The sequence below is a fragment of the Spirochaeta dissipatitropha genome (assembly GCF_054657935.1).
On the sequence record NZ_BAAHXT010000003.1, the window covers coordinates 16,341 to 35,196 of the forward strand.

Annotated in this window: 19 protein-coding genes; 10 read left to right on the plus strand and 9 right to left on the minus strand. The window is 48.0% G+C overall.

The features are described 5' to 3' along the window. Positions 1-51 precede the first annotated feature (51 nt). The 3 genes from ACYQ2L_RS03705 to ACYQ2L_RS03715 are packed head-to-tail and all read right to left on the minus strand — an operon-like array spanning position 52 to position 1,500. Positions 52-762 (minus strand): NAD(P)-dependent oxidoreductase, encoded by a 711-nt coding sequence (locus ACYQ2L_RS03705; protein ID WP_460051192.1) that lies wholly within the window; start codon positions 760-762, stop codon positions 52-54. Next, on the minus strand, positions 759-1,001 hold the full coding sequence (locus tag ACYQ2L_RS03710) for a helix-turn-helix transcriptional regulator (protein ID WP_460051194.1): 243 nt from the start codon (positions 999-1,001) through the stop codon (positions 759-761). The genes ACYQ2L_RS03705 and ACYQ2L_RS03710 overlap by 4 nt, the downstream gene beginning before the upstream one ends. Before the next feature lies 1 nt (position 1,002). Further along, the gene (locus ACYQ2L_RS03715; protein WP_460051196.1) at positions 1,003-1,500 is read right to left on the minus strand and encodes a hypothetical protein; all 498 of its coding nucleotides are present in this window, start codon (positions 1,498-1,500) and stop codon (positions 1,003-1,005) included. Between the two features lie 134 nt (positions 1,501-1,634). On the opposite strand from ACYQ2L_RS03715, the gene ACYQ2L_RS03720 reads away from it, so the two are divergent. Beyond that, positions 1,635-2,777 carry a hybrid sensor histidine kinase/response regulator gene (locus ACYQ2L_RS03720; RefSeq protein ID WP_460051198.1) on the plus strand — a complete coding sequence of 381 codons (1,143 nt, stop codon included), beginning with the start codon at positions 1,635-1,637 and terminating at the stop codon, positions 2,775-2,777. 10 nt (positions 2,778-2,787) lie between these two features. Here the strand turns inward: ACYQ2L_RS03720 and ACYQ2L_RS03725 are convergent, their stop codons facing one another. Continuing rightward, the gene (locus ACYQ2L_RS03725; protein WP_460051200.1) at positions 2,788-5,295 is read right to left on the minus strand and encodes a substrate-binding domain-containing protein; all 2,508 of its coding nucleotides are present in this window, start codon (positions 5,293-5,295) and stop codon (positions 2,788-2,790) included. Positions 5,296-5,430: 135 nt separating this feature from the next. On the opposite strand from ACYQ2L_RS03725, the gene ACYQ2L_RS03730 reads away from it, so the two are divergent. Both ACYQ2L_RS03730 and ACYQ2L_RS03735 read left to right on the plus strand, forming a co-directional pair. Further along, a complete protein-coding gene (locus tag ACYQ2L_RS03730; RefSeq protein WP_460051202.1) occupies positions 5,431-5,625 on the plus strand; it encodes a Thivi_2564 family membrane protein in 195 nt (64 codons plus the stop codon). 26 nt (positions 5,626-5,651) lie between these two features. Continuing rightward, positions 5,652-5,897 carry a lipopolysaccharide assembly protein LapA domain-containing protein gene (locus tag ACYQ2L_RS03735; RefSeq protein ID WP_460051204.1) on the plus strand — a complete coding sequence of 82 codons (246 nt, stop codon included), beginning with the start codon at positions 5,652-5,654 and terminating at the stop codon, positions 5,895-5,897. Positions 5,898-5,906: 9 nt separating this feature from the next. Here the strand turns inward: ACYQ2L_RS03735 and ACYQ2L_RS03740 are convergent, their stop codons facing one another. Together ACYQ2L_RS03740 and ACYQ2L_RS03745 are read right to left on the minus strand one after the other, a co-directional pair. After that, positions 5,907-7,376 (minus strand): GNAT family N-acetyltransferase, encoded by a 1,470-nt coding sequence (locus tag ACYQ2L_RS03740; RefSeq protein WP_460051206.1) that lies wholly within the window; start codon positions 7,374-7,376, stop codon positions 5,907-5,909. A gap of 13 nt (positions 7,377-7,389) precedes the next feature. Further along, positions 7,390-9,174 carry a sensor histidine kinase gene (locus tag ACYQ2L_RS03745; protein ID WP_460051208.1) on the minus strand — a complete coding sequence of 595 codons (1,785 nt, stop codon included), beginning with the start codon at positions 9,172-9,174 and terminating at the stop codon, positions 7,390-7,392. 159 nt (positions 9,175-9,333) lie between these two features. Here ACYQ2L_RS03745 and ACYQ2L_RS03750 point away from each other — a divergent pair, with 159 nt between their 5' ends. Then, on the plus strand, positions 9,334-9,879 hold the full coding sequence (locus ACYQ2L_RS03750) for a hypothetical protein (protein WP_460051210.1): 546 nt from the start codon (positions 9,334-9,336) through the stop codon (positions 9,877-9,879). A gap of 328 nt (positions 9,880-10,207) precedes the next feature. Next, positions 10,208-11,242: a helix-turn-helix transcriptional regulator gene (locus ACYQ2L_RS03755; protein ID WP_460051212.1), complete on the plus strand. Its 1,035-nt coding sequence runs from the start codon at positions 10,208-10,210 to the stop codon at positions 11,240-11,242. 4 nt (positions 11,243-11,246) lie between these two features. Here ACYQ2L_RS03755 and ACYQ2L_RS03760 read toward each other — a convergent pair whose 3' ends face one another. From ACYQ2L_RS03760 to htpG, 3 genes are all read right to left on the minus strand, one after another. Then, entirely contained in the window at positions 11,247-12,065 is an 819-nt protein-coding gene (locus tag ACYQ2L_RS03760) for an SDR family NAD(P)-dependent oxidoreductase (protein ID WP_460051214.1), read from the minus strand. 31 nt (positions 12,066-12,096) lie between these two features. Continuing rightward, a complete protein-coding gene (locus ACYQ2L_RS03765) occupies positions 12,097-12,744 on the minus strand; it encodes an ACP phosphodiesterase (protein ID WP_460051216.1) in 648 nt (215 codons plus the stop codon). A 114-nt stretch (positions 12,745-12,858) separates the two neighbouring features. Then, the gene (gene htpG / locus ACYQ2L_RS03770; protein ID WP_460051218.1) at positions 12,859-14,754 is read right to left on the minus strand and encodes a molecular chaperone HtpG; all 1,896 of its coding nucleotides are present in this window, start codon (positions 14,752-14,754) and stop codon (positions 12,859-12,861) included. Positions 14,755-14,892: 138 nt separating this feature from the next. On the opposite strand from htpG, the gene ACYQ2L_RS03775 reads away from it, so the two are divergent. The 5 genes from ACYQ2L_RS03775 (at position 14,893) to ACYQ2L_RS03795 (ending at position 18,839) form a co-directional block, all read left to right on the plus strand. Beyond that, positions 14,893-15,498 (plus strand): DUF4230 domain-containing protein, encoded by a 606-nt coding sequence (locus tag ACYQ2L_RS03775; RefSeq protein WP_460051220.1) that lies wholly within the window; start codon positions 14,893-14,895, stop codon positions 15,496-15,498. Beyond that, positions 15,491-16,156: a hypothetical protein gene (locus ACYQ2L_RS03780; RefSeq protein WP_460051222.1), complete on the plus strand. Its 666-nt coding sequence runs from the start codon at positions 15,491-15,493 to the stop codon at positions 16,154-16,156. The genes ACYQ2L_RS03775 and ACYQ2L_RS03780 overlap by 8 nt, the downstream gene beginning before the upstream one ends. Continuing rightward, a complete protein-coding gene (locus ACYQ2L_RS03785; protein WP_460051224.1) occupies positions 16,149-17,054 on the plus strand; it encodes a hypothetical protein in 906 nt (301 codons plus the stop codon). Before ACYQ2L_RS03780 ends, ACYQ2L_RS03785 begins: the two co-directional genes overlap by 8 nt. Positions 17,055-17,132: 78 nt before the next feature. After that, positions 17,133-17,489: a thioredoxin gene (gene trxA / locus ACYQ2L_RS03790; protein ID WP_460051226.1), complete on the plus strand. Its 357-nt coding sequence runs from the start codon at positions 17,133-17,135 to the stop codon at positions 17,487-17,489. A 93-nt stretch (positions 17,490-17,582) separates the two neighbouring features. Further along, the gene (locus ACYQ2L_RS03795; RefSeq protein WP_460051228.1) at positions 17,583-18,839 is read left to right on the plus strand and encodes a hemolysin family protein; all 1,257 of its coding nucleotides are present in this window, start codon (positions 17,583-17,585) and stop codon (positions 18,837-18,839) included. Positions 18,840-18,856 lie beyond the last annotated feature (17 nt).

Below are 18,856 nucleotides of genomic sequence, written 5' to 3' on the forward strand. Positions count from 1 at the left end.
GAGGATCAGAGGGAAAAGGCCAATACAAACTGGAATCCCCATGGATTTCTGTCACACAGTGTACAAGACCGGTGTCCGATATTTCCATTTCGCCCACAACCCGGAATCTGTAATCAGCTCAGCCATAAAATGACCCACCTGGCTCCTGCTGATAGTACCGGCATTGAATATCGGACTCCGCACTGGGGACGGACAGATATCGTATGGCTTCACCTCCTCATCACTGGTCAAGGTATCCGGCCGTACTGCAACCCACTCCAGGCTGCCAATTCTGTCACCGATTTCTTTTGTCAGGTGGTCAGCAGCTCTGACATTGTCTCTGTGAGGTGGTAAAAAAAGCTTCAGCAATGAAAAAATGATGCCTTCACCCAGAGAATTCCGTTCACCTGCTTTCACATTGGTATAGGCCGTTGTACTCATAAGAATCAGCCTTGCCATTTCATCAGCATTCATAATTTCACTGATTCTCCGAACGGTGTCATATACCAGGTCGCGTGGTTTTCCGAATATACCTTTCAGACTCAGATTATGACCAAGACATGAAACAGTGACAGCGCACCCTCGAACAAGGTCACGCAGCCGGGCATTTTCCAGTTCACAAACATCAGCCCGGACGATTTCTGCAAGCGAGTTCTCCAGGATATCCTCCGGCAGAATTGCTGATTCCCTTACAAGAAGACGTGTCTGGATTCCTCTGCTGATTAACTGCCTGACCAGCAGTCTGCCAGTAGCTCCGCTTGCACCCAGGATCAGAACTCTCATATAGCTCCTCCTTTTCCATTTTCAATCACCTTGTAATCAAAAACCTCGCCGATCGGAAGCTCAAAAGCATGGGCTATCCGGAAGGCCAGTTCAAGAGATGGAGAATACTTCCCTCCTTCAATCGCAATTACAGTCTGCCTGGATATCCCGGCCTTCTCTGCAAGCTGCTGCTGCGTCATTTCTCCAGCGAAGAAGCGAAGTCTACGAATATTATTACTTATCTCGAATTTTATAGCCACCTCAGACACCCCGCTTGTAGTAATAGAGCCTGGTACATCCATCCGAAATGCCTGCAATAAAAAAGGACACAAATACTATATTGATCATTATGAACGCCGGATATCCCAACAGCAGTGAGAACAGTGATGCGAAAAAGCCGATCACAGTAATAACGAAAGATACCCGCATCGACTTGAGCCCGATCAGTTTCGCCATTTCATCCTCTACCATATCCTGTTGAATGCTTTTTTCGATTTCCTCCTCACTGCACTGCCCGTTTGCAATGCTTTCCTTCACAGCTACCCCGATCGAAAAAAGTATGTGAAACAGAATCTCCAGCACAATTCCCGCTACAATTGCAATTCCAATAACTACCAGCATCAGCCGAGCCCAGGCCTGTAATTCATCCATAAGTAAACTGCCAGCCTGAAATCTGCTGACCACATACAGCAGATACATAATCAACAGAACAAGCCCTGAGAGTATCCGGGTAATAGTTCGTGCAACATGATATGACATTTTCATCCTCCTTGCCGGATGTAACACCCGACAAACTAAATGTAAAGCATATTATACATATAGTCAAGTTAAATTTACATTGACTGACTGCATGATGTGTCTTACTATTAAGCATATCCGGATACAAACACCTAATGGAGAAATCAGTGGAACACCTTCTGAGAGGTAAACAGATTCTTGTTGTCGATGACAATCCTGACAACCTTCTTCTTCTGGAGAGGGTACTGGATAAACATGGGTTCTCAGTCCGAACGGCTGGTGATGGCACTATCGCCCTTGAGGAAGTGAATAAAGAATATCCTGACCTTATTCTCCTGGATCTCCAAATGCCTGGAATCGATGGGTTTGAGGTTTGCAGAATTCTGAAAGAAGATGAGAAGACTGCAGTTATTCCTGTACTCATAATGTCCGCCGCTGACAGAATAGAGAACATTACCAGAGGATTTGAACTTGGTGCCGTAGATTTCATTTCCAAACCATTCCATAATCTTGAGGTACTTGCCAGGGTACGTACCCACCTCATGACACAGGCTGCCAATACAGAACTGCTGCACATGGCAAGGCAGAAAAGCCTGGAGTATCTGGTAATGGGTATAGCTCACGAGGTAAACACTCCCCTCGGAAATGCCATAACAGCTCTCAGTATTGCCGCCGAGGAACGCAGGCATGTGGAATCTATTCCCATGAATGCTGATTTTGCTTCTTCTATCAACCGAATAAATGAGGCTCATGGGATTCTGGAAAAAAGTCTTACTTCCATTAAATCCCTGGTTCAATCCCTGAATCAAATACACCCCGATACCATTGTTGAAGCCGAACAGAAAATCAGGGTTCTCGATATTATTGAACTGGTTCTCTCATCTACCGGGCATGCACTTGAAGAACTTTCATGCAGGGTAGAGGTAATGATTGACGAAGATCTTTCGCTTGGTGAACAGCACCGCTTCTTCCTTCAAATCATTACAAACCTGGTTGTAAATGTTATTGACCATGCATTTCCCGATGATATACCAGTCGATCAGAGAAGCATGGGAATAGAATGCAGCAAATCGTCCGGATCACTACTCCTTCGGGTTTCCGATACAGGCTGCGGAATCCCGGAAGAAATTTCAGACAACCTGTTTGATCCCTTTGTGACTACTAAACGCGGACAGAAAAAGACTGGCCTTGGTTTGTATATCGTAGCCAATGCAGCAGCGAGTGTAAAAGGAAGTGTCAGCTGGGAGAACAACGCGGGCAAAGGTACAGTTTTTACCGTCGGTTTTCCCCTCTCATAATCAGAGTAAATTACAGAATGATGGTAAAACGGGTGAAGGATCCCGGCTCGGATTCACACAGGATCTCTCCGTTGTGTCCCTCTACGATTATTTCCTGACTCATCCTTAGTCCCAGTCCTGTACCCTGGTCGCTTGGCTTGGTAGAGAAAAACGGAGTAAAGATCTTACTTCGATTTTCTGTAGAAATTCCAACGCCATTGTCTTCAATTGTAATAATTGTCTGGTGATTTTGATACTCTGTCTGGATCTTGAGCTCTGCAGAATAGGATGGATCGGTTTCTGCCTTATACCGCATCGCATCCAGGGCGTTGCTTATAAAATTCATGAAGGCCCTGTTAAGCTGAGAAGAGTTTCCGCGATATAGGGGGAGATTAGCAAACAACTGACTGAAAATTGAGAAGGAAAAGTCTGGATATTTACTTCGGTAACTATGATCTGCCAGATGCAGCTCCTCCTCCAGCATGGCATTTATATCACATTGTTCGATTATGCCTTTCTCTCCTCTGGCTTGCTTCAGAATTCCCGAAATAATAGCTATGGCATGACTGCTCTGGTTGTAGATGCTATTTGAACTGGACTGCAGCGCCCGAAGGATTTTGGTCACACGCTCCGATTTACCTGGGTCATTTGACGAGTTCATAGAGGTAAGAATGTCTTCAAGTTCCTCAAGACTTTCCCTGTCAAGCATTGCAAAATTGGTGATTGCATTCAGGGGATTTCTAAGCTCATGTGAAATTCCGGAGGTCAGTTCTCCCAGGGCTGCCATTTGTGAAGTCTGCATTATCTGCTGCCGTGCAGTGTGAAGATTATTCAAGGTAAATACAATATTCAACGCACCGCTGATTAACCCCGGAACAGTGCTGTATACACCTGGCATAACGCGGGAACCATACTCCAGCACAATGAATCCGTAATGCTCCTTGCGGAAAAACAGGGAGAACAGAACCTGCGTTCCTGCTGTTTGTTTATCAAAGATTCTGGATGGTGTAAATTCCATTGTATTGACGAGCGATTGCTCCGGACTCAGAGAAATTTCCCCTCTTTCATCGTACGCCAGAATTATCTTAACCTGGTCCGGTAAATTTGCATCCATATCCAGATTGTGAATACCCGAGGCATACAGAGCAACCGCACAGCGAGTAATGCCGAAATCCGGCAAATGCCGGAGGATATGACTGTTTAACATAGCCAAATTTGTAGACGAATTAATGAACTGTGAGAAATATTTGATCTGCAGCAGGACAGTTTTGAACTCATGCTCCCTGGCTGTATAACGCTTGAGCATATTTCGGGAAATCAGTCTGATTGCACGGTGAACCAGTTCATCAAAACGAGTAAAAACTGCTTCATTGTAGATTACATGGGAGTGAAATTCCTTGTGGATGAGCATTACAAACTTCTGCCAGAACTCCATCTGTACCTCGCCGGCACTCGATGCGACTATTGCCGTACGGAATTTCCTGACAAACCTGTGTTCAACAAGATCTGATTGAGCATCAAGAAAAAAAGCATCAACAAGATCATTGACTTCAGAACGATGTTCAGCAGGAATATCCCGGTAGTGAGAACTGTCAGCTGATAATTTCTCTTTCAGGGATCCTGCAAAATCAAGAAGAGATATTCTGACTTTCTTTTTGGGGAAAATAGACTGCATCCCGGTTATTTCAAAATGACATCCGCATGATTCCCGTATTACCAATGATGTAGGTATTACTTCTCGGTTGTTCAACTGCTTTCCTTCAATAAGATCCAGAACTCTTCGGGCCGCCATGCGCCCTTGAAGCTCCAGATTCTGATCGATTGTAGTCATTGAGGGGCTGTGGTACAGCAGATCAGTAGAATCATTGAATGAAACCAGGGCAACATCTTTTGGAACCGAATACCCCCTGAGATTCAGCATTTCACAGGCAGCCGCTGCCATTCCATCACTCAGAGCAAACACCGCATCGAACTCGACTTTTGGTTCATCGAGAAGGATCTCGATTGCCTGCCTGCCGGACAGATAGTTGAAATCTCCCGGAACCACAAGCAGGGGATCGTAGGCTATTCCATGTTCATTCAGAACCTCGCGATATGCCTGAAGCCGCAGATCTGCCTCATAGTTGTCGGACGGTCCGGTTATGCATGCTATCCTGCGGTACCCATGATGGACAATCAGGTGATCAAGCAGCTCCTTGATCCCCGACTTGTAATCGACCTCGACATATGAGCCCTGGTCCAGAGGAAAGGCTATTGCAGTACTGGGAATTGGAGAGAACCTATTGCAGAAATTCCTGAATTCTTCCATGGAAATCTCTCGGGATAAGTCTCCAAGAAAAATCAGACCATCGGTATTTCCGGGATTTGCCAGAGAATAGATACTATTCTCCCCGGAGCTCATCCGGTCAGAGTATGTGAGAGTACCCCCCACATATAAATCAAGGTTTGCCCCTGCTTGCTGAATAACAGCCCTGATTCCACTGAGGATATCCGAGTAGTAGGGAAATTCAATACTGTTGACGAAAAAGGCTATATTCATGCTTGGTTTAATTCTAGTTTATTCGGGTAAATACTGCAATGATCTTCAATAATTGGCCTTGTGTACGCTACCGAACAGACCAAAAAAACGGGAAAAACGTAACTTAAGAGCATATTATACACAGGAGGTAGAAATATGCCGTTATTTGAACTGATTTTACTGTTGGTGGTTATTGGGGTAGGTCTATGGTTAATAAATAGTTACGTACCGATGCAGGCCAATATCAAGAAGATTCTGAATGTGGTCGTGGTCATTATTGTTGTGTTGTTCCTTTTGAATGCCTTTGGAATTCTTGGTTCAGCCTCACGCTTCAGGATAGGATCATGGTAGAAAAGCCGCTCTAGAGGAGTACAATAATGAAAAAAGTTATTATAGGGCTGATTGTCAGCCTGTGTTTACCCATGTTAATCATGGTGATTCAGAACACAAGCTCCGTCCAGGCGCGCTTTCTCTGGTTTTCAGGTGAAGTGCCGATTATACTCCTATTAGTACTGAGCATAGTCGGCGGCTTCATCACAGGTTTACTCGTAATGCTCTACAACCCCCGTGAAAAAGCACCGGAGCCACCTAGAGCCTACACCGAGCGAACATATCAGAACTGAGTTCCCTGACTACCCGTCAAGTTTCTTACTCAGGAAGAATGTCAGCCCTTCAGCAGAATCCGGATCAGAACCTTTGTAGCCAAGCCGTTCATAAAGATGGCGGGCACCAGGATTGCGTCCGAGAACCTCGAGCGTGACCTTACTGCAGTTCAATCGTGCAGCCTCCTGCTCCACAGCATGCAGCAGGCTCCGGCCTATGCCACGCCCACGCCAGGGGGCTAACACCGCAAGATCATGAACATTTATAATCGGCCGGGCCTGAAAGGTCGCAAATCCCAGAAAGCAGATAGCCAGGCCGATAATTTCCCTGCCGTTCACAGCAAGAAATACCATGCTGGTCGGGGTAGATTTCAATCCCGGAACAATCTCCTGCAGTACAGAATCAGGAAGGGGTTCGCCCTGAAGATCCATGGCATATTCATTCAGTATATGAAGTATTGCCTGCACATGCAGAGGATTTTCCAGATCAGCTTTTCTGATTTCGGTGTTCCGACTGTCTTGAGCTACCGGGGCTGCCGTGTTACTCAGTTTCGCCAGCGGCTGAAGCAGTTTTTTCAGATCCGGACTTGCCTGATCTCCAAGCACATCAAGCAATCCCGCGGCAAGTGTTGACATCTCACTCCTGGCAGTACGTGCATGGGCTGCCATTGCAATACGTGCAAAATCTCCTGAGAGTAATCCCGCCAGTTTCCGTGCAGTGACTGCTGTCGGTGCAATTCTCATCAGATACATGCTCCGCGGCCGCATGGCAATTCCAAGATTTGACAGCCCTTTCAGGCCTTGTGTAATTGCTCCTACAACACGGCGAAGGCCAGCTGAATCTGCTGCGACTGCATTCATATTACAGTCATGCTCATAGAAAAAAGCTGCGAGAGGAACCACAAGAACAGCATGACATAGCTGCCACGACTCAATTGGAACCTGCCGCTTTACCCTGAATCCACCTTTCCGGCCAATTGTAATTGCTCTGCGACAGGCTACTCTTCCACGGGAATCAACTTCACCGACGACAAGCCAGTGAAAGGGCTTGCTGTCAGGAGACTTACGGTCTGCATACACCAGTTCACCATCCTCCCAGGTACCACCTATTCCAGGAAATCCGCCGAGAACACGCTCTGGCCCGAGGACATCAAGTAATTCTGAAAAACCCCGGCTGGTATTTCCAGGAAACCATACAGGCGGAGACCCTGGCAGCCGGGCTGCAATACCAGCAGCCTGTACCCGCTGTTGCTCCTGTACGGATACAAGTATCAGATCATATTGCTTGTCCGATGCAAGGCACTCCTCCTCCAGAACAACAGGAATATGCACAATGCGCTGCTCACCGGTAATCCCGTTTCGTAGTCGGAGCCCATCATTTTTTAACAATTCTGCCCTCTGACCACGCGCCAGAAGGTCCGTACTGATTCCGTGTTCATGCAAACGGGCAGCGATATATGACCCGGTGACCCCTGCTCCAATTATCAATACTGATGCCATACTATCCTCCAAATCAAGCAGAGACCGGAATTCTCAATGTAAATATGGTTCCGCCGCCTTCAGCCGCATCAACGGATAAATCAGCCTCGAGTTGATGGGTCAGCGTATCAACGAGAACCAACCCCAGCGATTGCTGTTCGCTAATGCAGCTGTCGAACTCTGCCTGGGTCATTCCACTGCCATTGTCGGATACAGACACTATGAGGATATCCTGTTCAAGCAATAAACTGATCAGGATTTCCGGCGATGCAGAGACAGATTCAGCAAATGCATGTTCACAGGCATTCTCGACTAGCTCGTTCAGCAACAGACCAAGCGGCAGGGCCGTATCGATGTCCAGCGCAAGCTGGCCACAATCAGTTTGAACTGAAATATGGACCCGATCCAGCCAGAGCATGGACAATTCATTGGATAGATCACGAACGTAGCTATCCAGCTCCACCAAGGCTACATTATCCTCTGTATATAAACGTTCATGCACCGCAGCCATGGCATGAATGCGTCTGCGGGTTTTTGCAGCAACGGTATCAAAACCCTTGTTGGAATACTGACTGCTTTCAAGACTCAACATACTCGCAATAAGCTGCATATTATTTTTTACTCGATGATGAATCTCCTGGATCAGAAGCTCCTTGGTAGCCAGGCTGATTTCCAGTTCCTGCTCACTCCTGATCAGAAGTCTGTGCTGTTTGCGGAGACGGCGCCGGCCTTCAGAAACCACCACGAGGAGAACCAGCAAGCTGAGAAAAGCCACGGTAAGTATCGAAAGTTGCAGGCGGTACATTGTCCATATTGCTTGTGGACGATTCAGCCAGAGCGGATCAAGCTTTCCGGCTACAGAAAGCAGGCCCTGCTCCTGAACAGCATTATAATCAAGCATCAGCCGTGACTGCGGGTACATGGCTGGATCTGGGTCAGCAAGGTTTCCGGTATAAAAATAGTGTCTTGCTGCCAGAGCAGCTGCCCTACCCTGATCCTGTCCCCGCAATACCTTCCCACCAATCGCATGACCCTGTCCCAGAAGAAAATCCCATACTACAAATACCGGGGCCTCAGTCGCCCCGGCAACGAGTTCAAGTCCACCTGTATAGCTGTAAAGTTCCCCCGAGCTCAAGCGGATATAGGATACATACAGGACGGCGCTATTCTCTGGCAGCTGCTGCAGCCGGAACCGCAGCTCTGCCGGAGGCAGATCTCTCAGCACTTCGATTTCTATAGTCTGTGCTGGAGAAAGCGCTTCCAGGAGCTGAAGATTAAGATTCGCAGTTACTGTTGCATCCGCTATTAGTATGAGCTTCCTCAAGTCGGGAAGCAGATTCTGTGCAAGTTCAATGGTTCCCGCAAAATCAACCTGCTCGATTATTCCACTTGCCCACCCCCTGCTGATCTTCTGCACTTCCTCCAGACTGCGGTTTATGCCGGTATATATAACCGGAATGTCGGGAAAAACCTGATCACGATAGTGAACAAGAAAGTCCAATGCATTATCATCCGTGGCGACAATCAGCTCTGGTAACCGGCCCCTGTATTTCCACATCAGGAAATCAGCCTGTGCCGGAAACAACAGCTCACGATCCCAACGCTTGGTATCCAGGTATTCCACATACAAGGTCTCGGCGGCTGCTTCACACGCAAACTCCATAGCAATGGCTTGCTGAATTTCATCCGCCCACTGCATCAAGGGGTGATAGCTGTTCAGAATAAGGATGTCTCGGGTTTTCTCGGCTCCTGCAGCTGGTAAGGCAATCAGACTGTAAAGAAGCAGAACAATAATTGGTACGCTCATCTTATACTTCACACTGTAGATTTTAATTCATTCTACATTGATACACAAACATTTTTTCATTAACTGTGACCGAATATGACACAGTTATATGTTAGGCTTCGCTTCATATAGGCCAGTAAGCTCGGTAGTCCAGGTGTGTTTTCAGGTGATTTATTTCAGAAGGAGGCTTATATGGCAAAATCGGGAAAGAATCTCATACTGTATCAGGCGCTTGAACTGCGGACCATGTGGGACACACAGATTCATGTGTTGAAACGGATACTATCCAAAGGGAATAACAGAACATCTTCCCGGCTTGAAGGGATCGGGCGAGGTTCTACAGAAATGCAGGACTTTGATGACGCATTCGACAGCAGGGAACAGCAAAAGCTGCTGCAGAAGCTGGAGACAAAGAGAGTCAAGTTGAATCAGGCAATACAGGGCTGCAATTTTACACATACGCTGCACTGGCAGGGCGAGGAAATCTGTCTTGCTGAAGCCCTTGAGCACCGAAAGAGTCTGCTCAGCAGAACTGACGAGCTCTCGGCTATCTGCGTATCCGCCGCCTACAAGAAGATTGTACACAAGGAAGAAAGGGATATCGAGTACAGACCGCTGCACGTCTTTCCGGACTGCTGGCAGGAGCTTGTACAGAACCAGCAACTGCTGCGTGAACTGAATGACCGACTGCATCAGGTAAATCACGAGGCGCAGGTTGTCTTTGCTGACGAAAAATAGCCTGCAATAATTTCAGGGAACTTGAATTATTAATTATTTCGGGAGACAGGGGAACAAGCGCAAATCTGTCGTGAGGCAGGATAGCCCGCCCTCCGCAGCGAAACGCGGAAGTGGCCCTTTCACATGCCACTTAAAACAAGAGTGACCCAGGTGTGACCTATAATGCACATCTTACCAGTCACCTGTTAACCCAAGACACGCTGACCATTCACAATGTACCGGATGGTTCCGCGTCTCCCTTTTTTCTGCCCGGTCCCGTCCGGAAACCAGAGCTTAAGGATATCCCCTGATTTGACTTGCAGTCTCTCAGGTCTATACTTGAATAGTAATGTATCAGAATCTTATTCAGATTATCAGTGCTGCAAAGCTGATGGCGCGTCCGGAAGGTGCCGAAATCAGTGAACTGGAGGAAGAGCTCGGGATCTCCCGCCGCAGTGTCTACCGATTGCTGAACACCCTGGAAAGGCTCGGGTATCCATATTATAACGCCAATGAAAACATTGCCCACAAGGTTCGCTACAAGCTGATCAGTGATGAGCACAGCATCCGCTGGAGCATGCCCAAACCGGATGCACGCCTGACGGTTGAGGAACGCATCCTGCTACAGTACCTGTTTACATCATCGCATGCCATGCCCGGTATGGAAGCACTCACCGCAAGTCTGCAGCGAAAGATCGCCATGTGGGCTGCAGATGCCGGGGCAATCCTGTTCGAATCTGACTCGACAGACAGCGAACCAGGCCGCACAAATGCTGATGGGCAGACACACAGCAAGAGGCTGCCTCTTTCACTGTTCCCGAGTTCCCGTAAGCAGCGCTCCGAAACCACCAACGAAATGGGAAGTATTCTGATTTCAGCGATCCGCAACGGCCGTGAGCTCATGTGCAGCTATCAACGGGCTCATGCCTCGGAAGCAAGAAGCTACCCTATCCACCCGATCACCCTCTTTGAAAGCAACGGTGGCAGTTATGTGCGTGTGTTGTTCCCGAAATACGGTGACTTCCGTACCCTGGCGGTAGAGAGAATCCAGCAGCTCGAAGAAACCGGAGTCGTTTTTCAGCCCTATGAGGGAGGCGAACTCCCTGACGATCCATTTGCACTGGTCGTAGGTGAGCCGACCGACATTCACCTGCGCATCAGCCCGCAGTATGCTTTCTTTGTGCGTGAGCGGGTCTGGCCGAAGTCCTACCGAATCACGGAATTATCCGATGGGGGTATGGAAATGCAGTTCCGCAGCATCGGACCCTTCCAGGTCCGGCAATGGGTACTCAGCCAGCCGAACGATATAGAACTGCTGCAGCCGGAACACATGCGTCAGGAGATCGCTGATGCACACAGAGCCGGAGCAGAGCGTCATTCATAATCAATCAGCTGTAACCTTTGTAATGCTCCATGCTGCTGTGGATGTTCAGTAAGCGAACGAGCCGGAAAAAGACCCTGTCAGGGAGTATTCCGCGAAGGAATACCGCAAGACGCACAGAGCGCGGTCGGCACACTACAGTTTTTCGACGCCGGATTGCCTGCTCAACTATAGCCCTGGCAATTACATCATGATCCCTTACAAGAGGAACAATCAGTCCTCCTAATCCCTTGATCCGGGCACCGGCAAAAAGTCCCTCGGCAATATAACCGGGATGTACACTCGCAAAGTGAATATCCGCAGCACTGTTATAAGCCTCATGTCGCAATGATTCGGTCAGACCCCAGACCGCCCATTTAGTGGCAGCGTAGACGGACTGTCCGGCGACGCCAAGGGTACCGGCTGCAGAGGAAATATTTACAACTATGCCAAAATTACGCTCGTACATAGCCGGCAAAACAGCCCTCGTCAGATACACCAGTGCCGAAAAATTAATATCGATAACACGCTGCTGCTGATCAGGATCACTATCCTGAAGCTGACCGGAGACTACAGTTCCGGCATTATTTACCAGAATGTCTATACCGCCGAAATGCTCTTCTGCGATGCGCAGGGAACTATCTACCTCCGCGCGGCTGCGTATGTCACAATGCTGAAGCAGTAGTTGAGGGTGTTCACCCAGCACCCTGCCTGCCTCGGCAATCGCCTCGCGGGAATAGTCCCACACCGCAACCGAACATCCGCTCTCAAGCAGACGTTTGACCGTTGCCCTGCCGATTCCCATTGCACCGCCTGTAACAACGGCTCGAAGTCCTTGTATTTTCATTTTATAATTGTACTACAGGATCAGCAGATCGTCATGATTCTATAGCCAGATCAAAAAGGCAGCAGCGGGACGCAAGTTCAACTGCTTCCGGCCAGAATTCAGACAGGTCAGCCCCAAACCGGTCAATATTTCTATCGAGGATTTTCATACTTTCCGGCAGCTTTTCAGCGCCCCGCAGGCGGCGGGACAGGCCATGCAGACTCTGCTCGATTCCATCCCGGACAGCAATTCTTTCCAGGAATTTATTCCGGCTTATCCACTGAACAGCCCGAGCGAATCCAGGACTATGCCAGTCCTCTGTAGCTTCAAAGCATTTATATACCCGGGAACTGAACCCTGTCAGTGGTAATCCACACAATGGCTCTGCTAGTTCAGCCCAGCGGGCCGCGAGTATATGCCCCCAGAAAATATCAGCAAGAATGCCTGAGGTTAAATGTGGAGCACCAGCGCTGGCAATCAGACCTCGACTGCGTTGAAAGACCGGGTGTCTGTCGGTAAAATCATCTATTTCACGATGCTGTAGGATTGCCCGACGAACAGCCAGGGGGTAATCCTGCAGATTCTGACCGGAGAAAAAATCAGCCATTACCGATCCGGTTATATACAAGGCTGCATCTCCGGAACTGCTTCCAGGCGTCAGACTGATGTCAGCGAGGAGCGCATGAGCGAGCAAATGCATGTACACAAGCATGCTGCAATACCCCGAAAAGTACAATGCGAATGCTCAAAAAAAAACCGGGAAGCTTCAGGCTGCCCGGTTTTAATCACACGTAATCGAGAACGCTATTGCAGGTCAGGCCTGCAGGGCCTGCTGCATTACCCTGTTCAGGCGCTGCACAAACTCTACCGGATCCTTGACAGGAGCACCCTCAACCAACAGGGCCTGATCAAGCAGGAGTACTGCAGAATCTTCAACCAGGGCAGAATCCTCAAGCTCCTGAAGCTTCAGGACTATCGGATGATCTGGATTGATCTCGAGTATAGGCTTGATCTCCGGCAGATCTGCCTGGCCCATGGCCTTCATCATCTGCTGCATCTGCATGGTAGGATCAGCATCATCGACGACTATACAGCTGGGAGAGTCACTCAAACGAATCGAAACCCGGACATCCTTGACCTTGTCGCCGAGGGCTTTCTTGATCTTCTCGACCACATCCTTGGAGGACTCTGCTTTTTCCTTGTCGGAATCATCCTTCAGGTCATCTCCGGCATCTGCGCGGTTGACCGGCTTCAGTTCCACGTCCTTGTAACGTCCGATTGACGGCACAACAATTTCATCTATGTCATCAGCCATAATCAGGACTTCTATATCCTTCTTCTTGTAGGCTTCGAGCAGCGGAGAACTTCTGAGCACCTGTTCATTGGAGCCGGTAATATAGTAGATCGCTTTCTGATCCTCAGTCATCCGTTCCTTGTACTCCGCGAGACTGGTCCAACCTTCGACTTTGCTGGATTTGAATCGCACCAGATCCATCAGGGTTTCACGATTGGTAAAATCCTGATACAGACCTTCCTTCAGGGGGCGGTTGTACTGCTCGATAAACTCGATATATGTGTCTGCATCTTCCTTGGCCAGGCGTTCGAATTCGCCGAGCACTTTCTTGACCGATGAATTACGGATATTGCTCATAACCCGGTTCTGCTGCAGGATTTCCCGGCTGACATTCAAGGGAAGGTCTTCACTATCGATTATACCGCGGACAAACCGCAGATAACTCGGCAGCAGTTCCTTTTCATCATCGGTAATAAATACCCGTTTCACATAGAGCTTGACACCCGGCCGGTAATCGACCTGATACATATCAAAAGGCGCTTTTTTCGGAACAAAGAACAGGGTGGTAAACTCGAGGGTCCCCTCAGCCTTGGTATGCAGGTGCAGAAGAGGATTCTCGCTGTCATGCCCGATTGTCTTGTAGAACTCGTTATAATCTTCGTCCTTCAGCTCGGTTTTCGGACGCTTCCAGAGTGCTGCCGCAGAGTTTACCTGTTCGGTTGCCGGTACCGCTTTTTTCTCTTCACCCTTGTCATCATATTCTTTCTTGAGATAGGTAAGGTATATAGGAAATGCAATGTGGTTGCTGTACTTCTTGACAACCTGTTCGATCTGCCAGCGGGAGGCGTATTCCTTGCCCTCATCATTCAGGAAAAGTGTAACAGTGGTTCCCTGTGTATCGCGATCGGCTTCAGAAATATCAAATGCGCCTTTTCCGTCAGACACCCATTTCCAGGCCTTGTCTTCTCCTGCTTTGCGGGTAATAACCTCGACCTTGTCAGCAACCATAAAGGCTGAATAGAATCCAACCCCGAACTGACCAATCAGATTAGCATCTTTCTTATTATCTCCGCTGAGCTTGCCAAGGAACTCCTTGGTTCCGGACCGGGCGATTGTCCCCAGATTTTCAACAAGATCCTTATCATTCATTCCGATACCGGTATCGGATATGGTCAGGGTCGGGGGCTCGCTCTCATTTCCGGTCTCGGCTGGATCACGATAACGGATATCAATGCGCGGTTCGAAGGGAAGCTCCTTCAGCGCATCGTCGGTAAGCGTAAGATACTTCAGCTTGTCCAGAGCATCCGACGAATTGGAAACCAGCTCGCGGAGGAAAATCTCCTTGTGCGAATACAGTGAGTGAATAATTAGATTGAGGAGGTGCGAAACCTCTGTTTGAAACTCGTGTGTTGCCATGGTTCTGTCCTTACTAGATTGTTTTGGAAGTGGGCATAATATACCAATAGACTCGGTCAGAGACAAGTATCATTTTTTTCCTGGAATAATTCCTGGTATAAATTTGCACACAGCCGACAATAACCTTAGAATAAGCCAGTGGGGAGAAAAAAAAAGTACCAGTTTCCACTATATCTCATTGGTCTTCTTGCCGTAATGCTGATTTCACTGCTGCTTGTCCGGAAAGTGCAAACAGACCCAGCGAGCAATGCCCTGCTGGAGCGCCGCATTAAAGATGTATTGCAGCTTCACACCGCAGAGCATATATACCGGGACATTATCTACATCGGCGAAACCGACAAAGTTTTCGGCATACCCATGAGGAATCGCCAGATACTATTTGCAATAGATATTCAGGTACGTGCAGGTATAAATCTCGATCACGGATTTGAACTGCATACACAAAGGGATCACCGTGGAAGGACGAATATCTCCGTACGCCTGCCGGATGCAGAAATCTTCAGTGTCGACGCCAGAGAGGAATCTATCCGCCAGTATTTCAGCAGCGGCTACGGTGTCCCGATTACCCTGATTGCCTGTTATGATCAGATCATGAAAAGCAGAACTGCAATCCGGGAAGATGCCCTCAGAAACGGAATACTGCAGCAGGCAGAGGCACACGCAGGACTACTCATACAGAGCATGACGGCAGGAGTTGCCGACACCAATATCTCTTTTGCCTCATACAGGCCTGCCTATGATTAAATATCTGTATCGAATATTTTATCTGATTCTGACAGCAGCATGTATTTTTGCCGGAACTGCCCTCCTGTATCACACAGTCCCCGGGGCGGATGACCTGTTCAGCAAACTCAGCCCCATACACAGAGAGCGCAGAGGTGCATCATCACCACAATTGGTGGAGGATAATCCGATTGGCATGCTTGTAACAGGACAGCTGAATCTGAAAACTGTATTCCCTCACGATTACATTCCACCCGGATACTCCCTCGATCATATCCGCATGCGTGCGGAGGAGGCTGTTCGACCGTTACGTGAAGAACTTACAGCCAGAGAACTCAGCTTCTACAGACTATCCCGCCTCTGTGAGGATATCGGGTGGGCTGCTGATCCAACATCACCAGATTTTATTGTTCTCAACATATCCATAAATGTCGGCTATGATCTGATCCGTATGGATTCCGTTGATCCAGGGTCTGAAATACTCGATATCCAGATTGTAGACTTCAGCAGCCAGAATTATCCCTACCCACCACCACGACTTGGTCCGGAGGAAATAAGAAGAATCAGCAGCTTTATTCAGCAGGAAATCCCACAACATCAATTTATTCAGGTATTATTACAAAGGGCATCAGACAACGCAGCTCGTTTTCTGATTGCAGGCGGAGGTCAGTATGATTGAATTTGAACCGGTATATGACAGTTTTTTTGTTCTCAAGCCCGAAGATACCCTGAAACAGGTTCATTTGTGCATGCAATCCGTGTATCCGGATTTTCCGACAAAGGAAATGTCGCTGATAGAAAACGATATCCTGGACCTCTTCAATGGTGCCTACCCCGGCTACAGGGCAAGCACAGCACATTACCACGATCTGCCCCACACCATGTCGGTATATCTGGCGGTAACCAGACTCATCTGCGGAATGAACTTCAGTGGACATACACTAAGCATGAAACATGCCCTGAATTCACTCTGTGGGGCTCTGTTTCATGACGTAGGGCTTATCCAGACAGATGATGACACCACAGGAACCGGAGCAAAATATACGGCTGGTCATGAACAGCGCAGTATGGAGTTTGTACAGGCCTATTTTTCGAGTGAAAGCCGAAATTTCTCATTTATTGACCTGAGACTGATTAACAAGACAATCGCCTGCACCATTCTTTCCGTAGATCCTTCCTCACTTAAGTTCTCCGATTCCCAGGAAAGAATGGCCAGTTTCGCTGTAGGAGCGTCCGACCTCTACGCCCAGATGGCCGACAGGGCATACCTGGAAAAACTGCTTCTTCTCTATGATGAGTTCGTGGAAGCCCATATTCCCGGCTATCAATCCCCGCTGGATCTGCTCCGTGGAACCCAGGGCTTTTGGGACTATGTGGTTCGACCAAGAATCCAGGACAAGATGGAAAATATCGGAGACTATTTCTCCTCATACTTCGAAAAATCCCGGGGAGTTTCCAGCAATCTGTATCTGGAATCAATTCTGAACAACCTGGCATATCTAGGAGAAATCCTGGAAGATCATGAGGCCTGCTATCGGGAAATGCTCCGCAGAACCAACGAATTCACACAGGATTAGCCATGGCCCTCTTTACTTTCGGGGGATTATTCAGTAAGTTACATATATAACAATTTTATTATATAAGGAAGGTAAATAATGGTTGAAGTATTAACTACCGATGCATTCAAGGAAAAAGTATTTGATTTCACAGAAGGTCAGGAATGGAACTTCAAGGGCGAACGCCCAGCTGTAATAGATTTTTATGCGGACTGGTGCGGTCCCTGCAAGATGGTTGCCCCCATTCTTGAGGAACTCGCCGGAGAATTTGAAGGAAAGATCGATATCTACAAGGTAAATACAGATGAACAGCAGGAGTTGTCAGCTGCATTTGGAATCCAGAGTATTCCATCAATCCTCTTCATACCGCTCGAGTCACAGCCCCAGATGGCTGCCGGAGCGCTCCCGAAAGACTCCTTCAAAAAGGCTTTCAAGGAGATTCTCAACGTCGAGTAATCATCCATGCATGCAACAATCCGGTTTTTTTTATCGAAAGAACCGGATTATTGTTGTTTTCCCGCCGGCTTTTGGATACGATACTAACTGAACATGCTGTACTCCTTTTCCGCCCTGGCGGCCCTATTATTACTTTCAGCCTTTTTCTCGGGCACTGAAACTGCCTATACCTCGCTGTCGGCCTCACAGATACAGGATATAAAACTGAAACATCCCCGTCGCGGCAAAACCGTGGCTCATCTGACCGACCACCCGGACATACTTCTGACAGCCGTGCTCATCGGCAACAACCTTGCGAACATCGGAGCATCTACACTTGCCGCCGATATTACTTCACGCATGTTCGGCAGAGGTGCACTCAGCATCACTACAGGACTATTGACTCTTTTCGTGCTCATATTCGGAGAGGTCACACCAAAACAACTCGCAATCATGCACAACGAGTCATGGGCCCTCCATACAGCAAGACTTATACGCACAATGACTGTCGTTCTCCGTCCGATTATTTTCTTTGTCAGCGGCGTGAGTCGCTTGATTACAAACCTGACCAGAGGAACCAACAACAGGGACATGAGTCTGGAAACAATTCTCAGCATGGTACGACATGGGGAAATGATTGGAGTTGTGGAAAGCTTCAAGGGTCGAATGGTCAAGAGCCTCTTCAAGCTTAAGGACATACCGGTTTCCGCTATTCTTACCCATCGCACCCAGGTTGTGAGCCTGGAAAAGCAGACGAGTATTGAAGACGCGTTCGAAATCTGCCTTAACAGCGGCTTTTCCCGTTTTCCCGTATACGACAAGGATCCGGAAATCATAACCGGGATCGCTCTTTTCAGAGATATCAGTGCCGCATATAAACGCGGACTTGAATCAAGCCCGGTGAAATCAATAATGCTCGAACCCGTTTTTGTCTCCGAGAATCGGAAAATCGAAGAAATCTTTCATACCCTGAAAACCGAAAGCCTGAATATGCTCGTGGTTCTGGATGAATACGGCGGACTGGCTGGCATCGTCACAATGGAGGATGTTATCGAAGAAATGCTTGGAGAGATCTATGATGAAAATGAAATGATACTCGGTGAAAAAATTATACAGTTGCATAATGATGAGTACCGGGTTTTTGCGGATACACCTCTATATCAATTCAACGAGTTTTTCCAGACAGGATTTCAGGAAAATAATGAAGCCAAGACAATCGGAGGAATGCTGACTGATCAGATCGGAAGCATTCCTACAGCCCATCAGATAATCGAGATGGACAAGGGCAGATTCATTATCGAACGGATGGCAAGAAAACACATAATCAGCCTCAGATTCCGGCCGGCCTCCAGAAACAAGGAAAAAAAGTAATTTTTTTCCTGAAACCT

What these genes read in the sequence shown, in the direction of transcription:
- ACYQ2L_RS03705 (WP_460051192.1), bottom strand. Translation starts at nt 762, where the DNA reads ATGAGAGTTCTGATCCTGGGTGCAAGCGGAGCTACTGGCAGACTGCTG.
- ACYQ2L_RS03715 (WP_460051196.1), bottom strand. Translation starts at nt 1,500, where the DNA reads ATGTCATATCATGTTGCACGAACTATTACCCGGATACTCTCAGGGCTT.
- ACYQ2L_RS03720 (WP_460051198.1), top strand. Translation starts at nt 1,635, where the DNA reads ATGGAGAAATCAGTGGAACACCTTCTGAGAGGTAAACAGATTCTTGTT.
- ACYQ2L_RS03725 (WP_460051200.1), bottom strand. Translation starts at nt 5,295, where the DNA reads ATGAATATAGCCTTTTTCGTCAACAGTATTGAATTTCCCTACTACTCG.
- ACYQ2L_RS03730 (WP_460051202.1), top strand. Translation starts at nt 5,431, where the DNA reads ATGCCGTTATTTGAACTGATTTTACTGTTGGTGGTTATTGGGGTAGGT.
- ACYQ2L_RS03735 (WP_460051204.1), top strand. Translation starts at nt 5,652, where the DNA reads ATGAAAAAAGTTATTATAGGGCTGATTGTCAGCCTGTGTTTACCCATG.
- ACYQ2L_RS03740 (WP_460051206.1), bottom strand. Translation starts at nt 7,376, where the DNA reads ATGGCATCAGTATTGATAATTGGAGCAGGGGTCACCGGGTCATATATC.
- ACYQ2L_RS03750 (WP_460051210.1), top strand. Translation starts at nt 9,334, where the DNA reads ATGGCAAAATCGGGAAAGAATCTCATACTGTATCAGGCGCTTGAACTG.
- ACYQ2L_RS03755 (WP_460051212.1), top strand. Translation starts at nt 10,208, where the DNA reads ATGTATCAGAATCTTATTCAGATTATCAGTGCTGCAAAGCTGATGGCG.
- ACYQ2L_RS03760 (WP_460051214.1), bottom strand. Translation starts at nt 12,065, where the DNA reads ATGAAAATACAAGGACTTCGAGCCGTTGTTACAGGCGGTGCAATGGGA.
- ACYQ2L_RS03765 (WP_460051216.1), bottom strand. Translation starts at nt 12,744, where the DNA reads ATGCATTTGCTCGCTCATGCGCTCCTCGCTGACATCAGTCTGACGCCT.
- htpG (WP_460051218.1), bottom strand. Translation starts at nt 14,754, where the DNA reads ATGGCAACACACGAGTTTCAAACAGAGGTTTCGCACCTCCTCAATCTA.
- ACYQ2L_RS03780 (WP_460051222.1), top strand. Translation starts at nt 15,491, where the DNA reads ATGATTAAATATCTGTATCGAATATTTTATCTGATTCTGACAGCAGCA.
- ACYQ2L_RS03785 (WP_460051224.1), top strand. Translation starts at nt 16,149, where the DNA reads ATGATTGAATTTGAACCGGTATATGACAGTTTTTTTGTTCTCAAGCCC.
- trxA (WP_460051226.1), top strand. Translation starts at nt 17,133, where the DNA reads ATGGTTGAAGTATTAACTACCGATGCATTCAAGGAAAAAGTATTTGAT.
- ACYQ2L_RS03795 (WP_460051228.1), top strand. Translation starts at nt 17,583, where the DNA reads ATGCTGTACTCCTTTTCCGCCCTGGCGGCCCTATTATTACTTTCAGCC.